Raw genomic sequence first — 18,579 nt, 5'->3', positions numbered from 1 at the left:
CAGGACGGTTGGCTGTACAAAAAACAGCCAACATGCGTAAGCGACGGAATTAATTTAAAAAATTTTCAAAAAGTCGTTGACGCAAGGTCTGAAAACCTTTTTAATTCGCCCCGTCGCCCAGATAGCTCAGTCGGTAGAGCAGAGGATTGAAAATCCTCGTGTCGGCGGTTCGACTCCGTCTCTGGGCACCACCATTAAGCATCGGGTGGTTGCAAAGTTACCCGAAGCGACACAAGAAACCCGCCTAGTGCGGGTTTTTTGTTGCCTGCGATTTCTCCCTCCTCTGTTGATCAAGAGTGGTCTTGCCTAACCGGCCATCATTGACCAGCATCAAAAAGCCACCAACCGCACCGCCCTAAACTGCGCCATGGACACCCGATCCCCGAAAGGACCTCCATGAGCGACGATTCTCCCCTCCCCCTTGCCAACCCCGTCGAAGCTGCCCCGGCTACGCCACTGCGCACACCGCGCCCTCGCAAGCGCAAACCGCAAGCGTCCATCACCCGGATCAGCCAGCAACCTGCCGCCCTGGAAGTCGCCAGCGCCCGTAAAGGCAGCAACGAAGACAGCACCAGCGCGCGCCTGCCGGCCAGCTACCCCTATCGCACACGCATGCGCCGCCAGGAGTACGAAAAGGCCAAGCACGCGCTGCAGATCGAGCTGCTGAAGGTGCAGAGCTGGGCGAAAGATACCGGCCAGCGCATCGTGGTGCTGTTCGAGGGGCGCGATGCGGCGGGAAAGGGCGGCACCATCAAGCGCTTCATGGAACACCTGAACCCGCGGGGAGCCCGGATCGTCGCGCTGGAGAAGCCGTCCGAGCAGGAAAAGGGCCAGTGGTACTTCCAGCGCTACATCCAGCACCTGCCTACGGCGGGCGAAATGGTGTTCTTCGACCGCTCCTGGTACAACCGCGCCGGGGTCGAGCGGGTCATGGATTTCTGCTCACCGTTGCAGTACCTGGAGTTCATGCGCCAGGCACCTGATCTTGAGCGGATGCTGTGCAACAGCGGCATCCTGCTGTTCAAGTACTGGTTCTCGGTGAATCGCGAAGAACAGCTGCGCCGCTTCATCTCCCGGCGGGACGACCCACTCAAGCACTGGAAGCTGTCGCCAATCGACATCAAGTCACTGGACAAGTGGGACGACTACACCGCCGCCAAGGAGGCGATGTTCTTCCACACCGACACCGCCGATGCACCCTGGACAGTGATCAAGTCCGACGACAAGAAGCGCGCCCGGCTCAACTGCATCCGGCACTTCCTGCACTCGCTGGATTACCCAGGCAAGGATCACAGCGTCGCCCACGCGCCAGACCCGCTGCTGGTGGGTCGTGCCGCTCGCGGGTTCGAGGAAGAGGAGGCCACGGAGCTGGCCAGCTGAAACAAAAACGCCACCGTCGATACGGTGGCGTTTTCGTTGTGCGATGCCTTGCCTTCAGCGCCAGACAGCAACCAGAGCCTCGAGCTCCGCTTCGCTAAGCAGGCCTTGAGGGTAGCGACCATCCAGAAGGCGGCGCGTATCGGTCTTCCTGACCCGGATGTTTCCATGGTGCTTCAACCATTGCGCCAGCACCTTGAGCGATTCGTGATTGATCGCCATTGGAGACAAAGCCGACTCACTTGCTGCATTCATTTCGACACGTACTCCCCGGGGCCGTGAGCGGCTAAATTACTGTGGGATTGTTACAGAACAGCGTGGACCGCCGCCCCGAAACACCCCAGGGAAATGCAATACAAGAGCTGTGCCAGCGCGTGGAAAAATCGTTCGCGCAAACAAAAAGGGCCTGTCGTTCGACAGGCCCTTCCAGTGTTCGGCGATCAGCGCTTGACCGGTGCCGGTTGCTGCTGGGTGAGGCAGTGGATGTTGCCACCGCCCAGCAGCAGCTCGCGACCTGGGATCATCACCACTTCATGGTCCGGGAAGACCTTGGCCAGAATCGCTCTAGCCTGGGCATCTGCCGGGTCGTCGAAGCTCGGCGCGATGATGCCGCCGTTGACGATCAGGAAGTTCACGTAAGAGCCGGCCAGGCGCACCGACGGGTCACGCTCCTGGCTGCCGGCGACCTGGTCGACCCCGGCGCATTCTTCCTCGGTGGCGAACAGCGGCCCGGGAATGGGCATCTTGTGCACCACGAACTCGCGTCCCTTGGCATCACGGGTGTTTTTCAGCACCTCGTAGGCGGCGTGGCAGCGTGCATAGTTGGGATCGTTGGAATCATCGGTCCAGGCCAGTAACACTTCGCCCGGGCTGACGTAACAGCAGAAATTGTCGACGTGGCCGTCGGTTTCGTCGTTGTACAGGCCGTCGGGCAGCCAGACGATGGTCTCCACTGCCAGATGCTCGCGCAGCACTTCCTCGATCTGCTCACGCGTGAGGTGCGGGTTGCGGTTGCGATTGAGCAGGCACTCTTCGGTGGTGATCAGGGTGCCTTCGCCGTCCACGTGGATCGAACCGCCTTCGAGCACGAAGCCTTCGGTGTGGTAGCGCTGGCAGCGTTCCATTTCCATGACCTTGGCGGCCAGTTCTTCGTCACGGTTCCAGGGCGCGTACAGGCCGCCGTCGAAACCGCCCCAGGCATTGAAGCCCCAATCCACGCCGCGCACTTCGCCGTGATCGTTGATCACGAAGGTCGGGCCGGTGTCGCGGACCCAGGCGTCGTCGTTGCTGATCTCGACCACGCGGATATTGGGCAGGTCGAGCTGGCGGCGGGCGTTTTCATACTGGCCCGCAGATACCGCCACGGTGACCGGCTCGAAGCGGGCGATGGCCTTGGCCAAGGTGACGTGTGCCGCCTGCGCGGGCTTGCCGCCCAGGCGCCAGTTGTCCGGGCGCTCCGGCCAGACCATCCATACCTGGGTTTGCGGAGCCCACTCCGCAGGCATGTGGAAACCGTCGGCGCGGGGAGTCGAGTTCAGGGTCTTCATGAGTAGCCTCTGGATGGCCCGGCAGGCTGGTGCCAGGGTTGGTTGTTCAGGTGTCTGCAGGGCCCCTTCGCGGGCAAGCCCGCTCCCACAGGGGCAGCGAATACGACCAATCTAACCGATAGATATCGACTTTTAAAGCCTGAAATAAAATCGAAATAGATATTTCAGGAAATTTAATCGATATAAATCGGTTTAAATCAACTCAGCTCCGTCAGGACACGATCCACGCAATCGACGAAGTAGTCCACGCTCTGGCGCGTGGTGCACATCGGCGGCTTGATCTTGAGGATGTTCAGGTAGTCTCCCGTGGGCTGCATGAAGATCCCCAGGTCGCGCAGGCGATCGCACAGGACCATGGTCTCCTCGGTCGCCGGTTCAAGTGTCTGGCGGTCACGCACCAGTTCCAGCCCCAGGTAGAAGCCCGAGCCGTGGGCGGCACCGGCAAGCGGATGTTTATCGACCAGCGCTTGCAAGCGCGCCTTGAAGTGGCGGCCAACATCGCGGGCGTTGTCCCACAGCCCTTCGTCGCGCATCACATCCAGCACCGCCATGCCGATCCGGCAGCTCACCGGGCTGCCGCCGGCCGAGGAGAAGAAATAGCCCTCGGCCTCGAGCGCCTCGGCGATGTCGCGGCGGGTGATCACCGCACCCAGCGGCTGGCCATTGCCCATGCCCTTGGCCATGGTGATGATGTCCGGCACCACGCCCTGCTCCTCGAAGCCCCAGAAGTACTCGCCCAGGCGACCATAGCCCACCTGCACTTCATCGGCGATGCACACGCCGCCGCGCGCCCGCACCTTGGCATAGGCCTCGCGCAGGTAGCCCTTGGGTAGCGAGATCCCGCCGGCATTACCGTACACCGGTTCGCAGATCATCCCTGCCAACTGGCGGCCACGGGCATCCAGGTCGGCGAGCTTGGCGTCGACATCGCGCAGGTAATCGCTGGCGCTGTCGGCGCCGCGGTAACGGCCGCGGAACGTATTCGGCGCCTCCACCGGATGGACCCAGTCCGGCCGGGTTTCCAACGCCTGCGGATTGTCGGCGATCGAGGTGGAGATGGCATCGGTGGCCACCGACCAGCCGTGATAGGCCTCCAGCACGCTGAGCAGGTCACGCCCGCCGCTGTAGGCCCAGGCCAGACGAATCGCCAGGTCGTTGGCCTCGGTGCCGCTGTTGACCAGGAACACCCGGTCGAAGCCTTCCGGCGCCAGCTCGAGCAGGCGCTCGGAAAACTCGGCGATGGCCGCGTAGTGGAAGCGCGAGTTGGTATTGACCAGCGACCACTGCCGCGCCGATTCGGCGACCATGCGCGGATGCCCATGCCCGAGCACCGCCACGTTGTTGAGCATGTCCAGGTAGGAACGCCCCTGCATGTCGATCAGGTAGTTGCGCCAGCCGCGCTCGATATGCGGCGGCTGGGCGTAGTAGTGCTTCTGCGAGCGGGCGAAGCTGGCATCGCGCCGCGCCAGCAGGGCCTGGGCATCGACCAGCGGCTCGGCATCGCAATCGAAGCCCAGCAGTGCCGTCGGCGACGGGCAAAGCGCCAGCCAGGCCTTTGCCTGGGACGGTTTGGCAAAGAACGGCGGCGCAATGTTGGGGTCCAGGCACAACTGCACGCTCAGGAAGCCACAGGTCGACCCCAGCACCTGCCCCTTGTGCACCGATTCGCCATCCTCCGGCGCCTGCTCCAGGCCGCTCAGCCACAGGCCCCAACCGGCGGTACTCAGGCAACCCCGGCCATCCCCGGTGCTCAGCCAGATACCGGTTTGCGGCGCGTGCAACACCGTACCGCTCGGCAGGTTCAGTTCCACGCCCAAGGCACAGGTGGCAGGCTCGTCCGGGCGGTCAAAATGGGTTTGCGACAGACGGTACTGCCCATGCAGCGTGGTGGCGGGAGCCGGCTGGGCAAGCAACAGGCGCTGGTCGAATCCGGCCTGCTGCCAGTTTCCAGCCTCGCAGTGCGGGCTCAGCACACCGAGATCGAGCCGACCCACGGTCTGGCCGGCCAGGCTCGGCAGCAGTGCTGCGCAGTCGCCGAGGTCCAGGGTGTCGGGGGCAAAACCTGCCGTCTGCAGGATCGCCGCTTCCATCAATGCGGCAGGCACCGCAGTGGCGGTATCGAAGATTTCCCACTCATGGGCGATGTTGTCGCGGGTGTACTGGTTGTCCGGATCGACGGTGAGTTGCTGCTCGCTGCTCAGCACCAGCACTGCGGAACGGTTGAGCACCAGCGGCCACAGGGCGCGCAATTCGGCTTCGCTCAGCGGATTGACCGCCTGGTAGGCCGCAATCACCGGCAGGATGCGCAGCGGATCGCCTTCGGCATGGTGCAGCAAGGCTGCGCAGGTGACCGAGAGGTCGGCGATACGCCAGGTGTGTGACAGATCGCCGAAGTCGATCACACCTTGCGCCTGCCACTGACGGTGCTCGTCAAGCGACCAGACCACGTTGTCATCGGTGATGTCCAGATGCACCGCCTGCGTCGGAAGCTGTCCGACCAGCGGCTGCAGACGCGCCCGCGCCTGACTGGCCACACCCTCGACGCGCTCGCGCCGGGCCTCGTCCTTGATGACCGGCAGCAGGTGCTCGATCAACGCCTCGGCATGCCGCGGATCCCACTGCAGCGTGCGCTCCAGCCCCGGGTGCTCGAAGCCGACCAGGGCCTTGTCGAGTTGCGCGCACAGCGCCCCCAGCTCGGCCATCAGCCGATCCGGCATATGCTTCAGACGGGTCAGTGGCTGGCCGTCGATGTATTCGAGCACACGGCAACGCAGGGCCTGGCCGCCGATCTCCAGCGCCAGCAAGCCCTCGCCACCCAGCGCTGCACGCACCGCAGGCACCGGCAGGCCCTGGGTGCGCAGGTAGGCCAGCGCGGCATGCTGTGCCTCGAGCTCGACCTGGGCATAACTGCCGTGGCAGAGCTTGAAGACGAAGCGCCCCTGCTCGCTGTCCAGCCGGTAGTTCACGTCCTGCTGGCTGCCAAGGGGCACCAGCGCGCCGTGCAGGCCGTAATACGCCTGCAGGGTATGGCTGGCCTGCGCCTCGGAAACCTCGGGACGTGGAAGGCTGGAGCGGTGGATCAGGGTGTGCAACGGCATGGTGCGAACCTCGGCCTCTTTTTTGCTTATATCGCCATTACCACTGCCCGGAAGCAAGGGGGTGAGACGCAGACAGTCGTTGCCAACCTGCAACGATCATTGCCAAAGCCGCGCCCCAGAAGGCCTGGTATCGCCCGCTGTCCATCAGGAGCTCGATGTCGATGTCCGCTGCACCACTGTTGTTGTCGCCCCTCCCGCACCGGCTCCTTGACGCCGGGGCATCGTCGCGCAGGCTGCATGCGTCAGAAGTTCGTCACAAACGCGCGGGGGCATACGCATGAAGAAGGTCGCCATCCTGCAGTCGAACTACATCCCCTGGAAAGGTTATTTCGACCTGATCGCCGCCGTGGACGAGTTCATCCTTTACGACGACATGCAATTCACCCGACGTGACTGGCGTAATCGCAACCAAATCAAGACTCCCCAAGGCGTGCAATGGCTGACCGTGCCGGTTCAGGTCAGAGGGCGCTACCACCAGGCGATCCGCGAAACACGGATCGACGGGCACGACTGGGCCGCCAGTCACTGGCGGTCCCTCGAAGCGAACTACAAGCGTGCGCCGTATTTCGACGAAATCAAACAGTGGCTGCGACCGATCTATCTCGAAGAGCAGTTCGACCATCTCAGCCCGCTGAATCGTAGGCTACTCCAGGCCGTCTGCCACTACCTGGGCATCGGCACACGCATCAGCCACTCCTGGGACTATCGCCTGGGTGAAGGCAAGAGCGAGCGTTTGGTCGACTTGTGCCAGCAAGCCGGTGCCAGCGAATACCTTTCCGGCCCGGCCGCGCGCGACTACCTGGATGAAAGTCTGTTCGCCGCACAGGGCATCGCCGTCAGTTGGTTCGACTACAGCGGCTACCCCCAATACCCGCAGCAGTGGGGTGATTTCACCCATGGCGTGAGCATCCTCGACCTGCTGTTCAACTGTGGCCCGGACGCACCGCGCTTCATGAAGCACATACGGTCATCGGCTCCTGAATCCACCGCGCCGACGGGCGCAGCACCCGACATGCGAGTCTCCCCATGAGCAATGCACTAGACAGCTACATCGGCGCCTACAGTGATCGTTTCGGCTTCGCTTTCGACAACGACATCATGCTCAACTGGTATCCCCAGCGGATCATGAAGCTGTGTCAGCAGCACCACTCGATTCTGGAACTGGGCGTCGGCCACGGTTTCTCGACCAACCGCTTCTCGCGCTTCTTCGCCTCGCATACGGTGATCGACGGATCGCCCTCGGTCATCGCCCAGTTCCGCGAAAACTACCCCGACAGTCCGGTCGAGATCGTCGAAAGCTATTTCGAGCATTTCGACACCGAGCGGACCTTCGACCTGATCGTGATGGGCTTCATCCTCGAACACGTCGACAACCCGCAGCAGGTCCTGGAACACTTCCGCCGCTTCCTCGCGCCTGGCGGCCGGCTGTTCGCCCTGGTGCCCAATGGCGAGTCGCTGCACCGGCGTATCGGCCATGCGGCAGGCAAGCTCGACGACATGATGAAGCTGGGCCAGGGCGATCTGGAACTCGGTCACCAGCGCACCTACTCGGTCAGCCGCCTGACCGATGAGCTGGAGCAGGCCGGCTATCGCATCGTGCGCAAGGAAGGGGTGTTCCTCAAGCCGCTGATGACCTCGCAACTGCAGCCACTGGGGCTGTCCAACGAGATCATCGAAGGGATGTGCACGGTCGGCATCGACTACCCCGAGCTCTGCTGTGCACTCATGTTCGAGGCCCAGGTCGAGCCGACATGAGAAGCCTGTTGATCGGCAGCACCTCGGTCATCGGCCAGGCCATCGCCGCCCGGCTTGCCACGCTGGGCGAAGTCAGGACTGCGGGGCGTCGCGAAGCGGACTTCCCGTTCGATCTGGAGCAGGCAGACAACCCGCCCTTCGCTGGCGGGCACTTCGATACCGCGGTGCTGGTGGCCGCCGCCTTCGGCGGGACCTCCAGCCAAGCGCTGATCCAGGCCGAGCAGGTCAACGCGGTCGGTACCCTGCGCGCTTGCGAGCTTGCTGCGCAGAGCGGCGCCCGGCACTTGATCCTGGTGTCTTCGGTGTTCGCAGGCTTTAGCGCCGACGACCCTCACTACAACATCTATTCGCTGTCGAAGCGCCATTCCGAGGAGCTTGCACAGCTGTTCTGCAAGCAACGCGAAATCGCCCTGACCATCCTGCGCCCCAGCCAGGTCTACGATGCAGCCGGTGCCTGCCGCAAACACCAGGGGCTGCTGTACGTCATCGCCGAAACGGCGCGTGCAGGCAGGACAGTGCAGCTGTATGGCAACAACGATGCGCAGCGCAACTACCTGTTTCTGGACGACCTGGCCGAGATCGTGAAACGCGTGGCGCAGCGCACGGTGGTCGGTCGCTTCGACTGCGTGCACCCGCACAGCCCCAGGCTGTCCGAGATCGCCGAAGCGGCCTTTGCTGCCTGCGCCCGCCCTGCCGAAATCCACTTCCTACGGGACAAGCCGGACATCGCCGATATGCCGGCCATGCAGGCCGATGCGCAACTGCACCAGGCCATCGACTATTGGCCAGCCACTGACATCCGTACCGGCCTGCAACTGATGCAGGCTCATCAGGAGACCCAGCAATGACCACGGCAATGGTCACCGGCGTCGGCGCGATCATGGGCTATGGCCTGCTGAAATCGCTGCGCGCCGCCGACCCGACACTCACGTTGCTGGGCACCGACATCTACGACGATGCGGTCGGCCAGGCCTGGTGCGACCACTTCGAACAGGCACCGCTGACCGCCGACCCCAGATATCAGGATTGGCTGCTGCGGATGATCGAGCAGTATCGGGTCGAGCTGCTGATTCCCGGCATCGAGCAGGATGTGCACTGGCTCGACGAACACCGTGACGTGCTGGCTGCCAGCGGCTGCCGGATTGTGCTCAACGACGCCCGACTGATCAGCCTGTCGCGCGACAAGTACGCCATGGACCAGGCCCTGCTGGCACTTGAAGACGACGCCCGCATCCCCAGCCATCTGACCGGCGACTTCGCCTCGCTTTCGCAGCAACTCGGCCTTCCGTTCCTGCTCAAGCCGCGACGCAGCTATGCCTCCAAGGGCCTGGTGTGGGTCCGCGAAGAGCGCGATTTCATACCCTGGGCACCCCTTCTCGGGGAGGTGCTGATGGCCCAGCCGATCATCGGCAGCGCCAGCCAGGAGTACACCGTGGCGGTGTTCGGTGACGGCCAGGGCGGCATCTGCGCCGCGATCACCTTCCAGCGCAGCCTGGCCTCTGACGGCTCCACAGCCAAGGCCAAAGTGCGCCACGACGCCAGCCTGGATGCCGTGGTGCTGCGCCTGTGCCAGCACTTCAAACCGGTCGGGCCCACCAACCTGCAGTTCCGCCGGGCAGACGACGGCACCTGGAAGCTGCTGGAGATCAATCCACGGATCTCTTCCACCAGTTCCATCCGCACCGCTTTCGGCTACAACGAGGCCGCCATGTGCCTGGCCTGGTATCTCCAGGGCGAGAAGCCCCGGCAACCAGAGGTCCGCGCAGGTTTTGCGGTGCGCTACATCGAGGACTACGTGGTTCATGATCGGGATCATTTCTGACATCCACGGCAATTTCGCCGCGCTGTCCACTGTGCTCGCCGAGCTCGACCGGATGGGTGTGGACGAGATCATCTGCCTGGGCGACACCGCCGGTTACTACAGCCAGATCAACGAGTGCTGCGATACCTTGCGCGCTCGCGGGATCTTCTCGCTGATGGGCAACCACGATGCCTACATCGCACTCAACCAGCCCTGCCCACGCTCCAACAGCGCCAATGCCTGTCTGGACTACCAGCGTGAGGTGCTCAGCGCCGACAACCGCCGCTGGCTCGAAAGCCTGCCGGAGCGCGCCAGCCTGCATGGCCTTGAGCTGATCCACGGCGGCTGGAACGACCCACTGGACGAGTATCTCGAGCCCAGCGAGGCCTACTTCGCCGAACGCCCGGGGCGCTTCTTTGCCTCCGGCCACAGCCATGTGCAGTACCTCTGGCAAGGCCGCGAAAAGGCCTGGTGCAACCCTGGCTCGGTCGGCCAGCCCCGCGACGGCGACCCTCGGGCCGCCTTCGCCACCTGGGATGGCCAACGCTTCACGCTCTGTCGCATCGCCTACGACATCGAGGCCGCGCAACGCGCCATGGCACATGCTGGCTTCACCGAGTACTTCTACGAAAACCTTGCCAAGGGCACGCAGATCGGCGGGCGCATCAGCGCGATCCGCAGCGACCTTCCGCCCGCGAACGCTGCAGGAAACCGCCCATGAGCCTGGAAAAGATCCCCTTCAACCGCCCCTACATGACTGGCAAGGAGTTCCACCATATTGCCGAGGCCAACCTGGGCCAGATGCTTGCCGGCGACGGACCGTTCACCAAGCGCTGCCATGCCTGGCTCGAGGAACGTACCGGCAGCGGCAAGGCGCTGCTGACTCACTCCTGCACCGCGGCACTGGAAATGTGCGCGTTGCTGCTCGACATCCAGCCCGGCGATGAAGTGATCATGCCGTCCTACACCTTCGTCTCCACCGCCAATGCTTTCGTCCTGCGCGGCGCGGTGCCGGTGTTCGTCGACATCCGTGAAGACACGCTCAACCTCGACGAACGCCTGATCGAGGCCGCCATCACCCCCCGCACCAAGGCCATCGCCGTGGTCCACTACGCCGGCGTCGCCTGCGAGATGGACAGCATCCTGGCCATCGCCCGCAGGCACGGCCTGAAGGTGGTGGAGGATGCCGCGCAGGGCGTCATGTCCAGCTACAAGGGGCGCGCGCTGGGCAGCATCGGGGATCTAGGCGCGTTCAGCTTCCATGAAACCAAGAACGTCATCAGCGGCGAGGGTGGTGCCCTGCTGGCCAACGATCCAGAGCTGGTGATGCGCGCGGAAATCATCCGCGAGAAGGGCACCGATCGCAGCCGCTTCTTCCGCGGCCAGGTCGACAAGTACACCTGGCAAGAGGTCGGATCGTCGTTCCTGCCCGGCGAGCTGACCGCCGCCTTCCTCTGGGCACAGTTGCAGGAAGCCGAAGCGATCACCAACAGCCGCCTGGCCACCTGGGAACGCTACCACCACACCCTCGCCGGCCTCGAGGCGGACGGCCTGCTGCGTAGGCCGATCATCCCGCAGGACTGCCAGCACAACGCCCATATGTACTATGTGCTGCTCGCCCCGGGCATTGACCGTCAGGCTGTGTTGCAGAGGATGCGAGACGAAGAGGTGTATGCCGTGTTCCACTATGTGCCACTGCATTCCTCGCCCGCCGGCGAGCGCTACGGACGTGCACATGGCTCGATGCAGCTCACCGACGAACTGTCAGACCGCCTGGTACGCCTGCCGCTGTGGTGCGGCCTGGGCGATGAACGCCAGGACCGAGTGATTTCAGCCTTGAGTACCGCGCTCGCGCGCCGTTGAACCAAAGGCTGTTACGCGCCTGCAGCACAATGCCACCTACCACCAGCAGGATAGTCACACCCCATGCGTATTCTCATTACCGGCGGTGCCGGCTTCATCGGTTCGGCGCTGATCCGCTACTTGATCGGCCATACCGACAACGAAGTTCTGAACCTCGACAAGTTGACCTACGCTGGCAACCTCGAGTCGCTGCGCGGCATCGCCGACAACAGCCGCTATGAGTTCGTCCAGGCCGATATCGTGGATCAGGAGACCGTCAGCGCTGTCCTCGAACGTTTCCAGCCTGACGCGATCATGCACCTGGCCGCCGAGTCCCATGTGGACCGCTCCATCGACGGGCCGGCAGCATTCATCCAGACCAACATCACCGGCACCTATACCTTGCTGGAGGCCACCCGCGCCTGGTGGAGCCGCCAGCCGGAAGATGCGCGCGACGCGTTCCGCTTCCACCACATTTCCACCGACGAGGTGTATGGCGACCTGCACGGTGCCGACGACCTGTTCCGCGAAACCACGCCTTATGCCCCAAGCTCGCCCTACTCGGCCAGCAAGGCGGCATCCGACCACCTGGTCCGCGCCTGGCATCGCACCTACGGCCTCCCGGTGCTGATCACCAATTGCTCGAACAACTACGGCCCGTATCATTTCCCCGAGAAACTCATCCCGCTGATGATCCTCAACGCCCTCGCCGGCAAGCCACTGCCGGTGTACGGCAACGGCCAGCAAGTGCGTGACTGGCTGTTCGTCGAGGACCATGCCCGCGCGCTGCTCAGGGTGGTGACCGCAGGCAAGGTTGGCGAGACCTACAACATCGGCGGGCACAACGAACAGAAGAACCTCGATGTGGTGCGGGCGCTCTGCAATCTGCTCGAAGAGCTCGCGCCCCAGCGCCCCGCCAACATCGCCCACTTTGCCGACCTCATCACCTTCGTCCAGGACCGCCCCGGCCACGACCTGCGATACGCCATCGACGCGAGCAAGATCGAGCGCGAGCTGGGCTGGGTGCCGGAGGAGACCTTCGAGTCCGGCCTGCGCAAGACCGTGCAGTGGTACCTCGACAACCTGGAATGGTGCCGCCACGTCCAGGATGGCAGCTACCAGGGTGAACGCCTGGGCAATTCCGACTTCAAGGACCTGATCGCATGACCAAGGGCATCGTCCTCGCCGGAGGCTCCGGTACTCGCCTGCACCCCATCACGCTTGGCGTGTCGAAACAGCTGTTGCCGATCTACGACAAACCGATGATCTACTACCCGATCTCGGTGTTGATGCTCGCTGGCATCCGCGACATCCTGCTCATTTCCACTCCCCAGGACTTGCCGCAGTACCGCCAGCTGTTCGGCGACGGCAGCCAGTTCGGCATCAACCTCAGCTACGCCGAGCAGCCCTCGCCTGATGGCCTGGCCCAAGCCTTCCTGATCGGCGAACACTTCATCGGCGACGATTCGGTGTGCCTGATCCTCGGCGACAACATCTTCCACGGCCAAGGCTTCAGCGAACAGTTGCTGCGTGCGGTCAACCGCCCCTCCGGGGCGACGGTGTTCGGCTACCTGGTCAAGGACCCGGAGCGCTTCGGCGTGGTCGAGTTCGACGCGCAGGGCAATGCCCTGTCCATCGAGGAAAAACCGGTCGCACCGCGCTCCAGCTACGCGGTGACCGGCCTGTATTTCTACGACAACGATGTGATCGAGATCGCCAAGGGCGTGCGCCCTTCGCCTCGGGGCGAACTGGAAATCACCGACATCACCAACGCCTACCTCAAGCGCGGCGACTTGAGGGTCGAACGCTTCGGTCGCGGGTTCGCCTGGCTCGATACCGGCACCCACGACAGCCTGCTGGAGGCTTCCCAGTACGTGCAGACCATCGAGCACCGCCAGGGCCTGAAAGTGGCGTGCCTGGAAGAAATCGCCTATCAGAAGGGCTGGATCTGCCGGGAAAGGCTGCTGGCCAAGGCCAACGAACTGAAGAAAACCGGCTACGGCCAATACCTGAGCAAACTGGCTGAAGAAACGCCATGAACGTCATCAATACCGCAATCCCCGAAGTCCTCATCATCGAACCCAAGGTGTTCGGTGACAGCCGTGGTTTCTTCCTCGAAAGCTTCAATGCCCGCACCTTCGCCGAACGTACCGGGGTCGATGTCGAGTTCGTTCAGGACAATCATTCGCGCTCCCAGCGGGGCGTGCTGCGCGGTCTGCACTACCAGTTGCAGAACCCGCAAGGCAAGCTGGTCCGCGTGACCCAGGGCGAGGTGCTGGACGTGGTCGTGGACATCCGCCGCGGCTCGCCAACCTTCGGGCGCTGGGTCAGCGCACGCCTGTCTGCCGAGAACCACCACCAGATGTGGGTCCCTGCTGGCTTCGCCCACGGTTTCGTGGTGCTCAGCGAGTCGGCCGACTTCCTGTACAAGACCACCGACTATTACAACCCCGCAGCCGAGCGCTGCATTCGCTGGGACGATCCGCAGTTGGCCATCGACTGGCAACTTGAGTCGGAACCGCTGCTGTCAGCCAAGGACCAGGCTGGGGTGCTGCTTCAGGACGCGGAGCTGTTCCCATGAAGATCCTCGTCTGCGGCCGCAACGGCCAGGTCGCCCAGGCCCTTCAGCAGGCGCTGGCCGGGCTTGGCGAACTGCACCTGCTCGGCCGCGACCAGCTCGACCTGGCTCAACCCGAAGGCATGCGTGAGCCTCTGCGCCAGCTCGCCCCCGACCTGATCATCAACGCCGCGGCCCACACCGCGGTGGACCAGGCCGAGAGCGAAGCGCCACTGGCCTACGCGATCAACGCCGAAGGTCCGCGCGTGCTGGCCGAGGAAGCCGCACGCCTGGGTACGCCGCTGATCCACTACTCCACCGACTACGTGTTCGACGGCAACAAGACAACCCCCTATGTCGAGGACGACCCGGTGCATCCGCTGGGTGTCTACGGCCAGAGCAAGCTCGCAGGCGAGCAGGCGATTACCGCAGTGGGCGCCCAGCACCTGATCCTGCGCACCAGCTGGGTGTACTCGCTGCATGGACGCAACTTCCTGCTGACCATGCAACGCCTGCTGCAGGAGCGCCCGCAGTTGAAAGTGGTCGACGACCAGATCGGCGCACCGACCTGGGCCGGGACGATCGCCGCCAGCACCCGCGCCTTGATCGAGCGCTGGCAGGCCGGCCAGGCGGGTGCGTGGGGGACCTATCATCTGACAGCCCAGGGCGAAACCTCCTGGTTCGGCTTCGCCGAGGCCATCGCCGAGCAGTTGAAGGCCCGCGGCCTGCCCTGTGCCGAACTGCTGCCGATCCCCAGCAGCGAATACCCGACCCCGGCCCGCCGCCCGCTCAACTCACGCCTGGACTGCTCACGCCTGGCACGTGAATGGCAGGTCAGCCAGCCGCATTGGCAGCAAGCGCTGATCGACTGCCTGAAGTAGCGCATAATTGCGCCAGTTCATTCTGGCGCACTTGGCGATGACCTCGACTTCAATCACTTCGCAACGACCCCGCTGGCGCAGCCTGGCCCTGCTGGCCCTGTGCCTGGCCCCGCTGCTGTGGCCGCTGCATCATCTGGCCGAACGCTATTATCAGGACCAACTGGCCTCGCAGAACCGCCAGACCCTCGACCTCTACGTCGCCAACCTGCTCGGCACCCTGCACCGCTACGAGACCCTGCCGCAGATCCTCGGCGACCTCCCGGCCCTGCGTGGCGTGCTGGCCGACCCGTTCAGGCTGGAGGCGGTGACCAACGCCAATCGCCTGCTGCGCGAGATCACCCAGCAGACCGGCGCCGAAGTGATGTACCTGATGGACGTCAGCGGCAATACCCTGGCCGCCTCCAACTGGGACAAGCGCGACAGCTTCGTCGGCCGCAACTTCGCCTTCCGCCCCTACTTCATCGAGGCGATGGAAGGGCGCCTGGGCCGCTTCTTCGGCCAGGGCACCACCTCGGCCAAGCGCGGCTACTTCTTCGCGGCAGCGGTGCGTGACGGCGAACGTGTAGTCGGCGTGCTGGTGGTCAAGGTCGACCTCGACCACACCGAAACCCTCTGGGGCCGCACCCCGGAACAATTGCTGCTGACCGACCAGTACGGCGTGGTGGTGCTCACTTCGCGCCCGGAGTGGCGTTTCCGCGCTACCCGTGTACTGAGCGAAGCCGAGCGCAAGGCGATGATCGCCATCCAGCCCTACCCGACCCAGGCACCGCAACCGTTGCGCCTGGAACCCGACGCCTGGCTGACCCAGACCCGCGATATCAAGGAGACCGGCTGGCAGGTGAGCATCCTTGCGCCGCGCATCCTGGTCGATCGCTCGGTGCAGACCGTCATGGCCATCGGCGCCGGTGCGCTGCTGGTGACCATGCTCCTGGCCGGGCTGGTGATGCAGCGCCGCCGCCACTACATGGATCGCATCGAACTGGAGGCTCGTGGCCGCCAGGAGCTGGAAAACCGCGTGGTGGCGCGCACCGCCGACCTCGAATGGCTGAACAATCGCCTGAAGAACGAAGTGCTGGAGCGCGAGCAGGCGCAGCAGGAACTGGTACGCGCCCAGGACGAGCTGGTCCAGGCCGGGAAACTGTCGGTGCTGGGCACCATGTCGGCGAGCATCAGCCACGAGCTCAACCAACCGCTGGCGGCGATCCGCAGCTACGCCGAGAACGCCGAGATCCTGCTCGACCACCAGCGCACCGAGGATGCCCGCGGCAACCTCAAGCTGATCGGCGAGCTGACCGGGCGCATGGCCTCGATCATCGCCCACCTGCGCGCCTTTGCCCGCCGCGACCGCCATGCCCCGGAAAGCGTGGCCCTGCAACCGGCGCTGGACGATGCCCTGGCCTTGCTGGCCAAGCGTCGTCGGGCCATGGCGGTGGAACTGATCCGCGATCTGCCGGATGCCACCTTATGGGTCCAGGCCGGTGAAACCCGCCTGCGCCAGGTGCTCGGCAACCTGCTGGCCAATGCCCTCGACGCACTCACGGAAAAAGCCAACCCTCGCCGCCTCTGGCTGAGTGCCGAGACGCGCGACGACTGCGTCTACCTGTACATTCGCGACAACGGCCCGGGCTTTACCCGGCAAGCGCTGGAGCACGCCAAGGAACCCTTCTTCACCACCAAGACCCGTACCCAGGGCCTTGGCCTGGGCCTGGCGATCTGCGAAAGCCTGATGCGCGCGCTCGGTGGCGAGTTGCTGATGGGCAACCACCCGGAAGGGGGCGCCCTGCTCACCCTGCAACTGCGCATGGCAGCACCCGGTGCCAACCTGAAACCTTCGGAGGATTCCTCGGCATGACCGAGACACTGATCGACAGTCAAACCCAGGTCATCCTGGTCGATGACGATCCGCACCTGCGCCAGGCCCTGAGCCAGACCCTGGACCTGGCAGGCCTCAAGGTTGCTACCCTGGCCGACGCCCAGGGCCTGGCCGAGCGCATCGAGCCTGACTGGCCCGGCGTGGTGGTCAGCGATATCCGCATGCCGGGTATCGACGGCCTGCAACTGCTGGAGCAACTGCACACACGGGACAGCGAACTGCCTGTGCTGCTGATCACCGGCCACGGCGACGTGCCGCTGGCAGTCCAGGCGATGCGTGCCGGGGCCTATGACTTCCTGGAAAAGCCCTTCGCCAGCGACGCCCTGCTCGACAGCGTGCGCCGGGCCCTGGCGCTGCGCCGCCTGGTGCTGGACAACCGCAGCCTGCGTCTGGCCCTGAGCGATCGCCAGCAGTTGTCGACACGGCTGGTCGGCCATTCACCGTCGATGCAGCGCCTGCGCGAACAGATCGGCGCCCTGGCCGGAACCCGCGCCGACGTGCTGATCCTCGGCGAGACCGGCGCCGGTAAAGAGGTGGTCGCGCGTGCCCTGCACGACCTGTCGAGCCGTCGGGACGGCCCGTTCGTGGCCATCAATGCCGGCGCCCTGGCCGAGTCGGTGGTCGAGAGCGAGCTGTTCGGCCATGAACCCGGCGCCTTCACCGGTGCGCAGAAGCGTCGTATCGGCAAGTTCGAATTCGCCAACGGCGGCACGCTGTTCCTCGACGAAATCGAGAGCATGAGCCTGGACGTGCAGGTCAAGCTGCTGCGCCTGCTGCAGGAGCGGGTGGTCGAGCGCCTGGGTGGCAACCAACTGATCCCGCTGGATATCCGCGTGATCGCCGCGACCAAGGAAGACCTGCGCCAGTCGGCCGACCAAGGGCGTTTCCGCGCCGACCTCTACTACCGCCTGAACGTCGCACCGCTGCGCATACCGGCCCTGCGCGAACGCGGCGACGACATCCTGGTGCTGTTCCAGCACTTCGCCGATGCCGCCAGCCAACGCCACGGCCTGGCACCGCACACCCTGCAACCGGCGCAGCGGGCCGTGCTGCTGCGTCACGAATGGCCAGGCAACGTACGCGAGCTGCAGAACGCGGCAGAGCGCTTCGCCCTGGGCCTGGAGCTGGCCCTGGACGGCCAGGTGCCCCCTGCCACCGACAGCGCCGAACCGGCACGTGTCGGCAACCTCAGCGAGCAGGTCGAGCAGTTCGAACGCTCGCTGATCGCCGCCGAACTGAACCAGCCGCACAGCTCCATGCGCAGCCTCGCCGAAGCCCTCGGCATCCCGCGCAAAACGTTGCACGACAAGCTGCGCAAGCACGGCCTGAGCTTCGCCGACGGCAGCAGCCATGACGATCACGAGGAGCCGCGGCCATGACCACCGACAGCCAGTACCTGCAGGCAGTCCTGCACAGCGATATACCGCTGACACGAGAAATGGGCATGCAAGTCATCGACTGGCGCGAGCAGTGCCTGCGTCTGCAATTACCGCTGGCGCCCAACGTCAACCACAAGAGCACCATGTTCGGCGGCAGCCTCTACTGCGCCGCCGTGCTGGTCGGCTGGGGCTGGCTGCACCTGCGCTTGCGTGAGTTGGGGATCGATGACGGGCACATCGTCATCCATGAAGGGCAGATCAGTTATCCATTGCCGGTGACAGGCACGGCGGTAGCACGCTGCCCGGCGCCGGACGAAAAGGTCTGGGAGCGCTTCCTGACGATGTACCAGCGCCGCGGCCGGGCGCGCCTGACCCTGGAGACGATGGTGAGCAATGCGGGGAGTGAAGAGGCGGCAGTGAGATTCAGCGGGCAGTATGTGCTGCACCGCTGATCAGGCGAGGAGCGAGG

General features: G+C 64.4%; 17 protein-coding genes and 1 tRNA gene. 15 read left to right on the top strand and 3 right to left on the bottom strand.

Annotation, left to right across the window (positions count from 1 at the left end; genetic code table 11):
• Nucleotides 1-115 precede the first annotated feature (115 nt).
• Nucleotides 116-191 (top strand) — tRNA-Phe (locus tag AC2CGW_RS12030).
• Nucleotides 192-396: 205 nt separating this feature from the next.
• Nucleotides 397-1,380 (top strand): polyphosphate kinase 2, encoded by a 984-nt coding sequence (gene ppk2 / locus AC2CGW_RS12025; protein WP_238348364.1) that lies wholly within the window; start codon nucleotides 397-399, stop codon nucleotides 1,378-1,380.
• Between the two features lie 54 nt (nucleotides 1,381-1,434).
• Here ppk2 and AC2CGW_RS12020 read toward each other — a convergent pair whose 3' ends face one another.
• The 3 genes from AC2CGW_RS12020 to AC2CGW_RS12010 form a co-directional block, all read right to left on the bottom strand.
• Nucleotides 1,435-1,632, bottom strand: a complete 198-nt coding sequence (locus tag AC2CGW_RS12020) for a hypothetical protein (protein ID WP_186667450.1) — start codon at nucleotides 1,630-1,632, stop codon at nucleotides 1,435-1,437.
• 185 nt (nucleotides 1,633-1,817) lie between these two features.
• Nucleotides 1,818-2,924 (bottom strand): agmatine deiminase, encoded by a 1,107-nt coding sequence (gene aguA, locus AC2CGW_RS12015; protein ID WP_186667449.1) that lies wholly within the window; start codon nucleotides 2,922-2,924, stop codon nucleotides 1,818-1,820.
• A 197-nt stretch (nucleotides 2,925-3,121) separates the two neighbouring features.
• Nucleotides 3,122-6,022 carry an aminotransferase gene (locus AC2CGW_RS12010; RefSeq protein ID WP_288375828.1) on the bottom strand — a complete coding sequence of 967 codons (2,901 nt, stop codon included), beginning with the start codon at nucleotides 6,020-6,022 and terminating at the stop codon, nucleotides 3,122-3,124.
• Nucleotides 6,023-6,299: 277 nt separating this feature from the next.
• Here AC2CGW_RS12010 and AC2CGW_RS12005 point away from each other — a divergent pair, with 277 nt between their 5' ends.
• From AC2CGW_RS12005 to AC2CGW_RS11945, 13 genes are all read left to right on the top strand, one after another.
• Nucleotides 6,300-7,052: a WbqC family protein gene (locus AC2CGW_RS12005; RefSeq protein ID WP_186667447.1), complete on the top strand. Its 753-nt coding sequence runs from the start codon at nucleotides 6,300-6,302 to the stop codon at nucleotides 7,050-7,052.
• Entirely contained in the window at nucleotides 7,049-7,777 is a 729-nt protein-coding gene (locus tag AC2CGW_RS12000; protein ID WP_288375832.1) for a class I SAM-dependent methyltransferase, read from the top strand. The genes AC2CGW_RS12005 and AC2CGW_RS12000 overlap by 4 nt, the downstream gene beginning before the upstream one ends.
• Nucleotides 7,774-8,625 carry an NAD-dependent epimerase/dehydratase family protein gene (locus tag AC2CGW_RS11995; RefSeq protein ID WP_186667446.1) on the top strand — a complete coding sequence of 284 codons (852 nt, stop codon included), beginning with the start codon at nucleotides 7,774-7,776 and terminating at the stop codon, nucleotides 8,623-8,625. The genes AC2CGW_RS12000 and AC2CGW_RS11995 overlap by 4 nt, the downstream gene beginning before the upstream one ends.
• A complete protein-coding gene (locus AC2CGW_RS11990) occupies nucleotides 8,622-9,599 on the top strand; it encodes an ATP-grasp domain-containing protein (RefSeq protein WP_186667445.1) in 978 nt (325 codons plus the stop codon). The genes AC2CGW_RS11995 and AC2CGW_RS11990 overlap by 4 nt, the downstream gene beginning before the upstream one ends.
• The gene (locus tag AC2CGW_RS11985; RefSeq protein ID WP_186667444.1) at nucleotides 9,580-10,299 is read left to right on the top strand and encodes a metallophosphoesterase family protein; all 720 of its coding nucleotides are present in this window, start codon (nucleotides 9,580-9,582) and stop codon (nucleotides 10,297-10,299) included. Before AC2CGW_RS11990 ends, AC2CGW_RS11985 begins: the two co-directional genes overlap by 20 nt.
• The gene (gene rffA, locus AC2CGW_RS11980; RefSeq protein WP_288375834.1) at nucleotides 10,296-11,441 is read left to right on the top strand and encodes a dTDP-4-amino-4,6-dideoxygalactose transaminase; all 1,146 of its coding nucleotides are present in this window, start codon (nucleotides 10,296-10,298) and stop codon (nucleotides 11,439-11,441) included. The genes AC2CGW_RS11985 and rffA overlap by 4 nt, the downstream gene beginning before the upstream one ends.
• Nucleotides 11,442-11,504: 63 nt before the next feature.
• On the top strand, nucleotides 11,505-12,587 hold the full coding sequence (rfbB, locus tag AC2CGW_RS11975; RefSeq protein ID WP_186720190.1) for a dTDP-glucose 4,6-dehydratase: 1,083 nt from the start codon (nucleotides 11,505-11,507) through the stop codon (nucleotides 12,585-12,587).
• Nucleotides 12,584-13,459 carry a glucose-1-phosphate thymidylyltransferase RfbA gene (gene rfbA, locus AC2CGW_RS11970; protein WP_186720191.1) on the top strand — a complete coding sequence of 292 codons (876 nt, stop codon included), beginning with the start codon at nucleotides 12,584-12,586 and terminating at the stop codon, nucleotides 13,457-13,459. The genes rfbB and rfbA overlap by 4 nt, the downstream gene beginning before the upstream one ends.
• Nucleotides 13,456-14,001: a dTDP-4-dehydrorhamnose 3,5-epimerase gene (gene rfbC / locus AC2CGW_RS11965; RefSeq protein ID WP_484574082.1), complete on the top strand. Its 546-nt coding sequence runs from the start codon at nucleotides 13,456-13,458 to the stop codon at nucleotides 13,999-14,001. Before rfbA ends, rfbC begins: the two co-directional genes overlap by 4 nt.
• Nucleotides 13,998-14,858 carry a dTDP-4-dehydrorhamnose reductase gene (rfbD, locus tag AC2CGW_RS11960; protein WP_288375840.1) on the top strand — a complete coding sequence of 287 codons (861 nt, stop codon included), beginning with the start codon at nucleotides 13,998-14,000 and terminating at the stop codon, nucleotides 14,856-14,858. The genes rfbC and rfbD overlap by 4 nt, the downstream gene beginning before the upstream one ends.
• Nucleotides 14,859-14,895: 37 nt before the next feature.
• On the top strand, nucleotides 14,896-16,710 hold the full coding sequence (locus tag AC2CGW_RS11955; protein WP_186710216.1) for a sensor histidine kinase: 1,815 nt from the start codon (nucleotides 14,896-14,898) through the stop codon (nucleotides 16,708-16,710).
• Nucleotides 16,707-18,110 carry a sigma-54-dependent transcriptional regulator gene (locus tag AC2CGW_RS11950; RefSeq protein ID WP_288375842.1) on the top strand — a complete coding sequence of 468 codons (1,404 nt, stop codon included), beginning with the start codon at nucleotides 16,707-16,709 and terminating at the stop codon, nucleotides 18,108-18,110. Before AC2CGW_RS11955 ends, AC2CGW_RS11950 begins: the two co-directional genes overlap by 4 nt.
• Nucleotides 18,107-18,562 carry a thioesterase domain-containing protein gene (locus AC2CGW_RS11945; protein WP_186667438.1) on the top strand — a complete coding sequence of 152 codons (456 nt, stop codon included), beginning with the start codon at nucleotides 18,107-18,109 and terminating at the stop codon, nucleotides 18,560-18,562. Before AC2CGW_RS11950 ends, AC2CGW_RS11945 begins: the two co-directional genes overlap by 4 nt.
• The last annotated feature ends 17 nt before the right edge of the window (nucleotides 18,563-18,579 follow it).

This window comes from Pseudomonas sp. SYWMCR5 (assembly GCF_057197165.1).
The sequence above is the reverse complement of the archived record's forward strand: the minus strand, read 5'-3'. Positions and strand labels throughout refer to the sequence as shown.

Coding starts and splice junctions, on each gene's coding strand:
- AC2CGW_RS12010 (WP_288375828.1), bottom strand. CDS start 6,022: ATGCCGTTGCACACCCTGATCCACCGCTCCAGCCTTCCACGTCCCGAG.
- AC2CGW_RS12020 (WP_186667450.1), bottom strand. CDS start 1,632: ATGAATGCAGCAAGTGAGTCGGCTTTGTCTCCAATGGCGATCAATCAC.
- rffA (WP_288375834.1), top strand. CDS start 10,296: ATGAGCCTGGAAAAGATCCCCTTCAACCGCCCCTACATGACTGGCAAG.
- AC2CGW_RS11985 (WP_186667444.1), top strand. CDS start 9,580: ATGATCGGGATCATTTCTGACATCCACGGCAATTTCGCCGCGCTGTCC.
- AC2CGW_RS11955 (WP_186710216.1), top strand. CDS start 14,896: ATGACCTCGACTTCAATCACTTCGCAACGACCCCGCTGGCGCAGCCTG.
- AC2CGW_RS11945 (WP_186667438.1), top strand. CDS start 18,107: ATGACCACCGACAGCCAGTACCTGCAGGCAGTCCTGCACAGCGATATA.
- aguA (WP_186667449.1), bottom strand. CDS start 2,924: ATGAAGACCCTGAACTCGACTCCCCGCGCCGACGGTTTCCACATGCCT.
- ppk2 (WP_238348364.1), top strand. CDS start 397: ATGAGCGACGATTCTCCCCTCCCCCTTGCCAACCCCGTCGAAGCTGCC.
- AC2CGW_RS12005 (WP_186667447.1), top strand. CDS start 6,300: ATGAAGAAGGTCGCCATCCTGCAGTCGAACTACATCCCCTGGAAAGGT.
- AC2CGW_RS11990 (WP_186667445.1), top strand. CDS start 8,622: ATGACCACGGCAATGGTCACCGGCGTCGGCGCGATCATGGGCTATGGC.
- rfbC (WP_484574082.1), top strand. CDS start 13,456: ATGAACGTCATCAATACCGCAATCCCCGAAGTCCTCATCATCGAACCC.
- rfbD (WP_288375840.1), top strand. CDS start 13,998: ATGAAGATCCTCGTCTGCGGCCGCAACGGCCAGGTCGCCCAGGCCCTT.
- AC2CGW_RS12000 (WP_288375832.1), top strand. CDS start 7,049: ATGAGCAATGCACTAGACAGCTACATCGGCGCCTACAGTGATCGTTTC.
- rfbB (WP_186720190.1), top strand. CDS start 11,505: ATGCGTATTCTCATTACCGGCGGTGCCGGCTTCATCGGTTCGGCGCTG.
- rfbA (WP_186720191.1), top strand. CDS start 12,584: ATGACCAAGGGCATCGTCCTCGCCGGAGGCTCCGGTACTCGCCTGCAC.
- AC2CGW_RS11995 (WP_186667446.1), top strand. CDS start 7,774: ATGAGAAGCCTGTTGATCGGCAGCACCTCGGTCATCGGCCAGGCCATC.
- AC2CGW_RS11950 (WP_288375842.1), top strand. CDS start 16,707: ATGACCGAGACACTGATCGACAGTCAAACCCAGGTCATCCTGGTCGAT.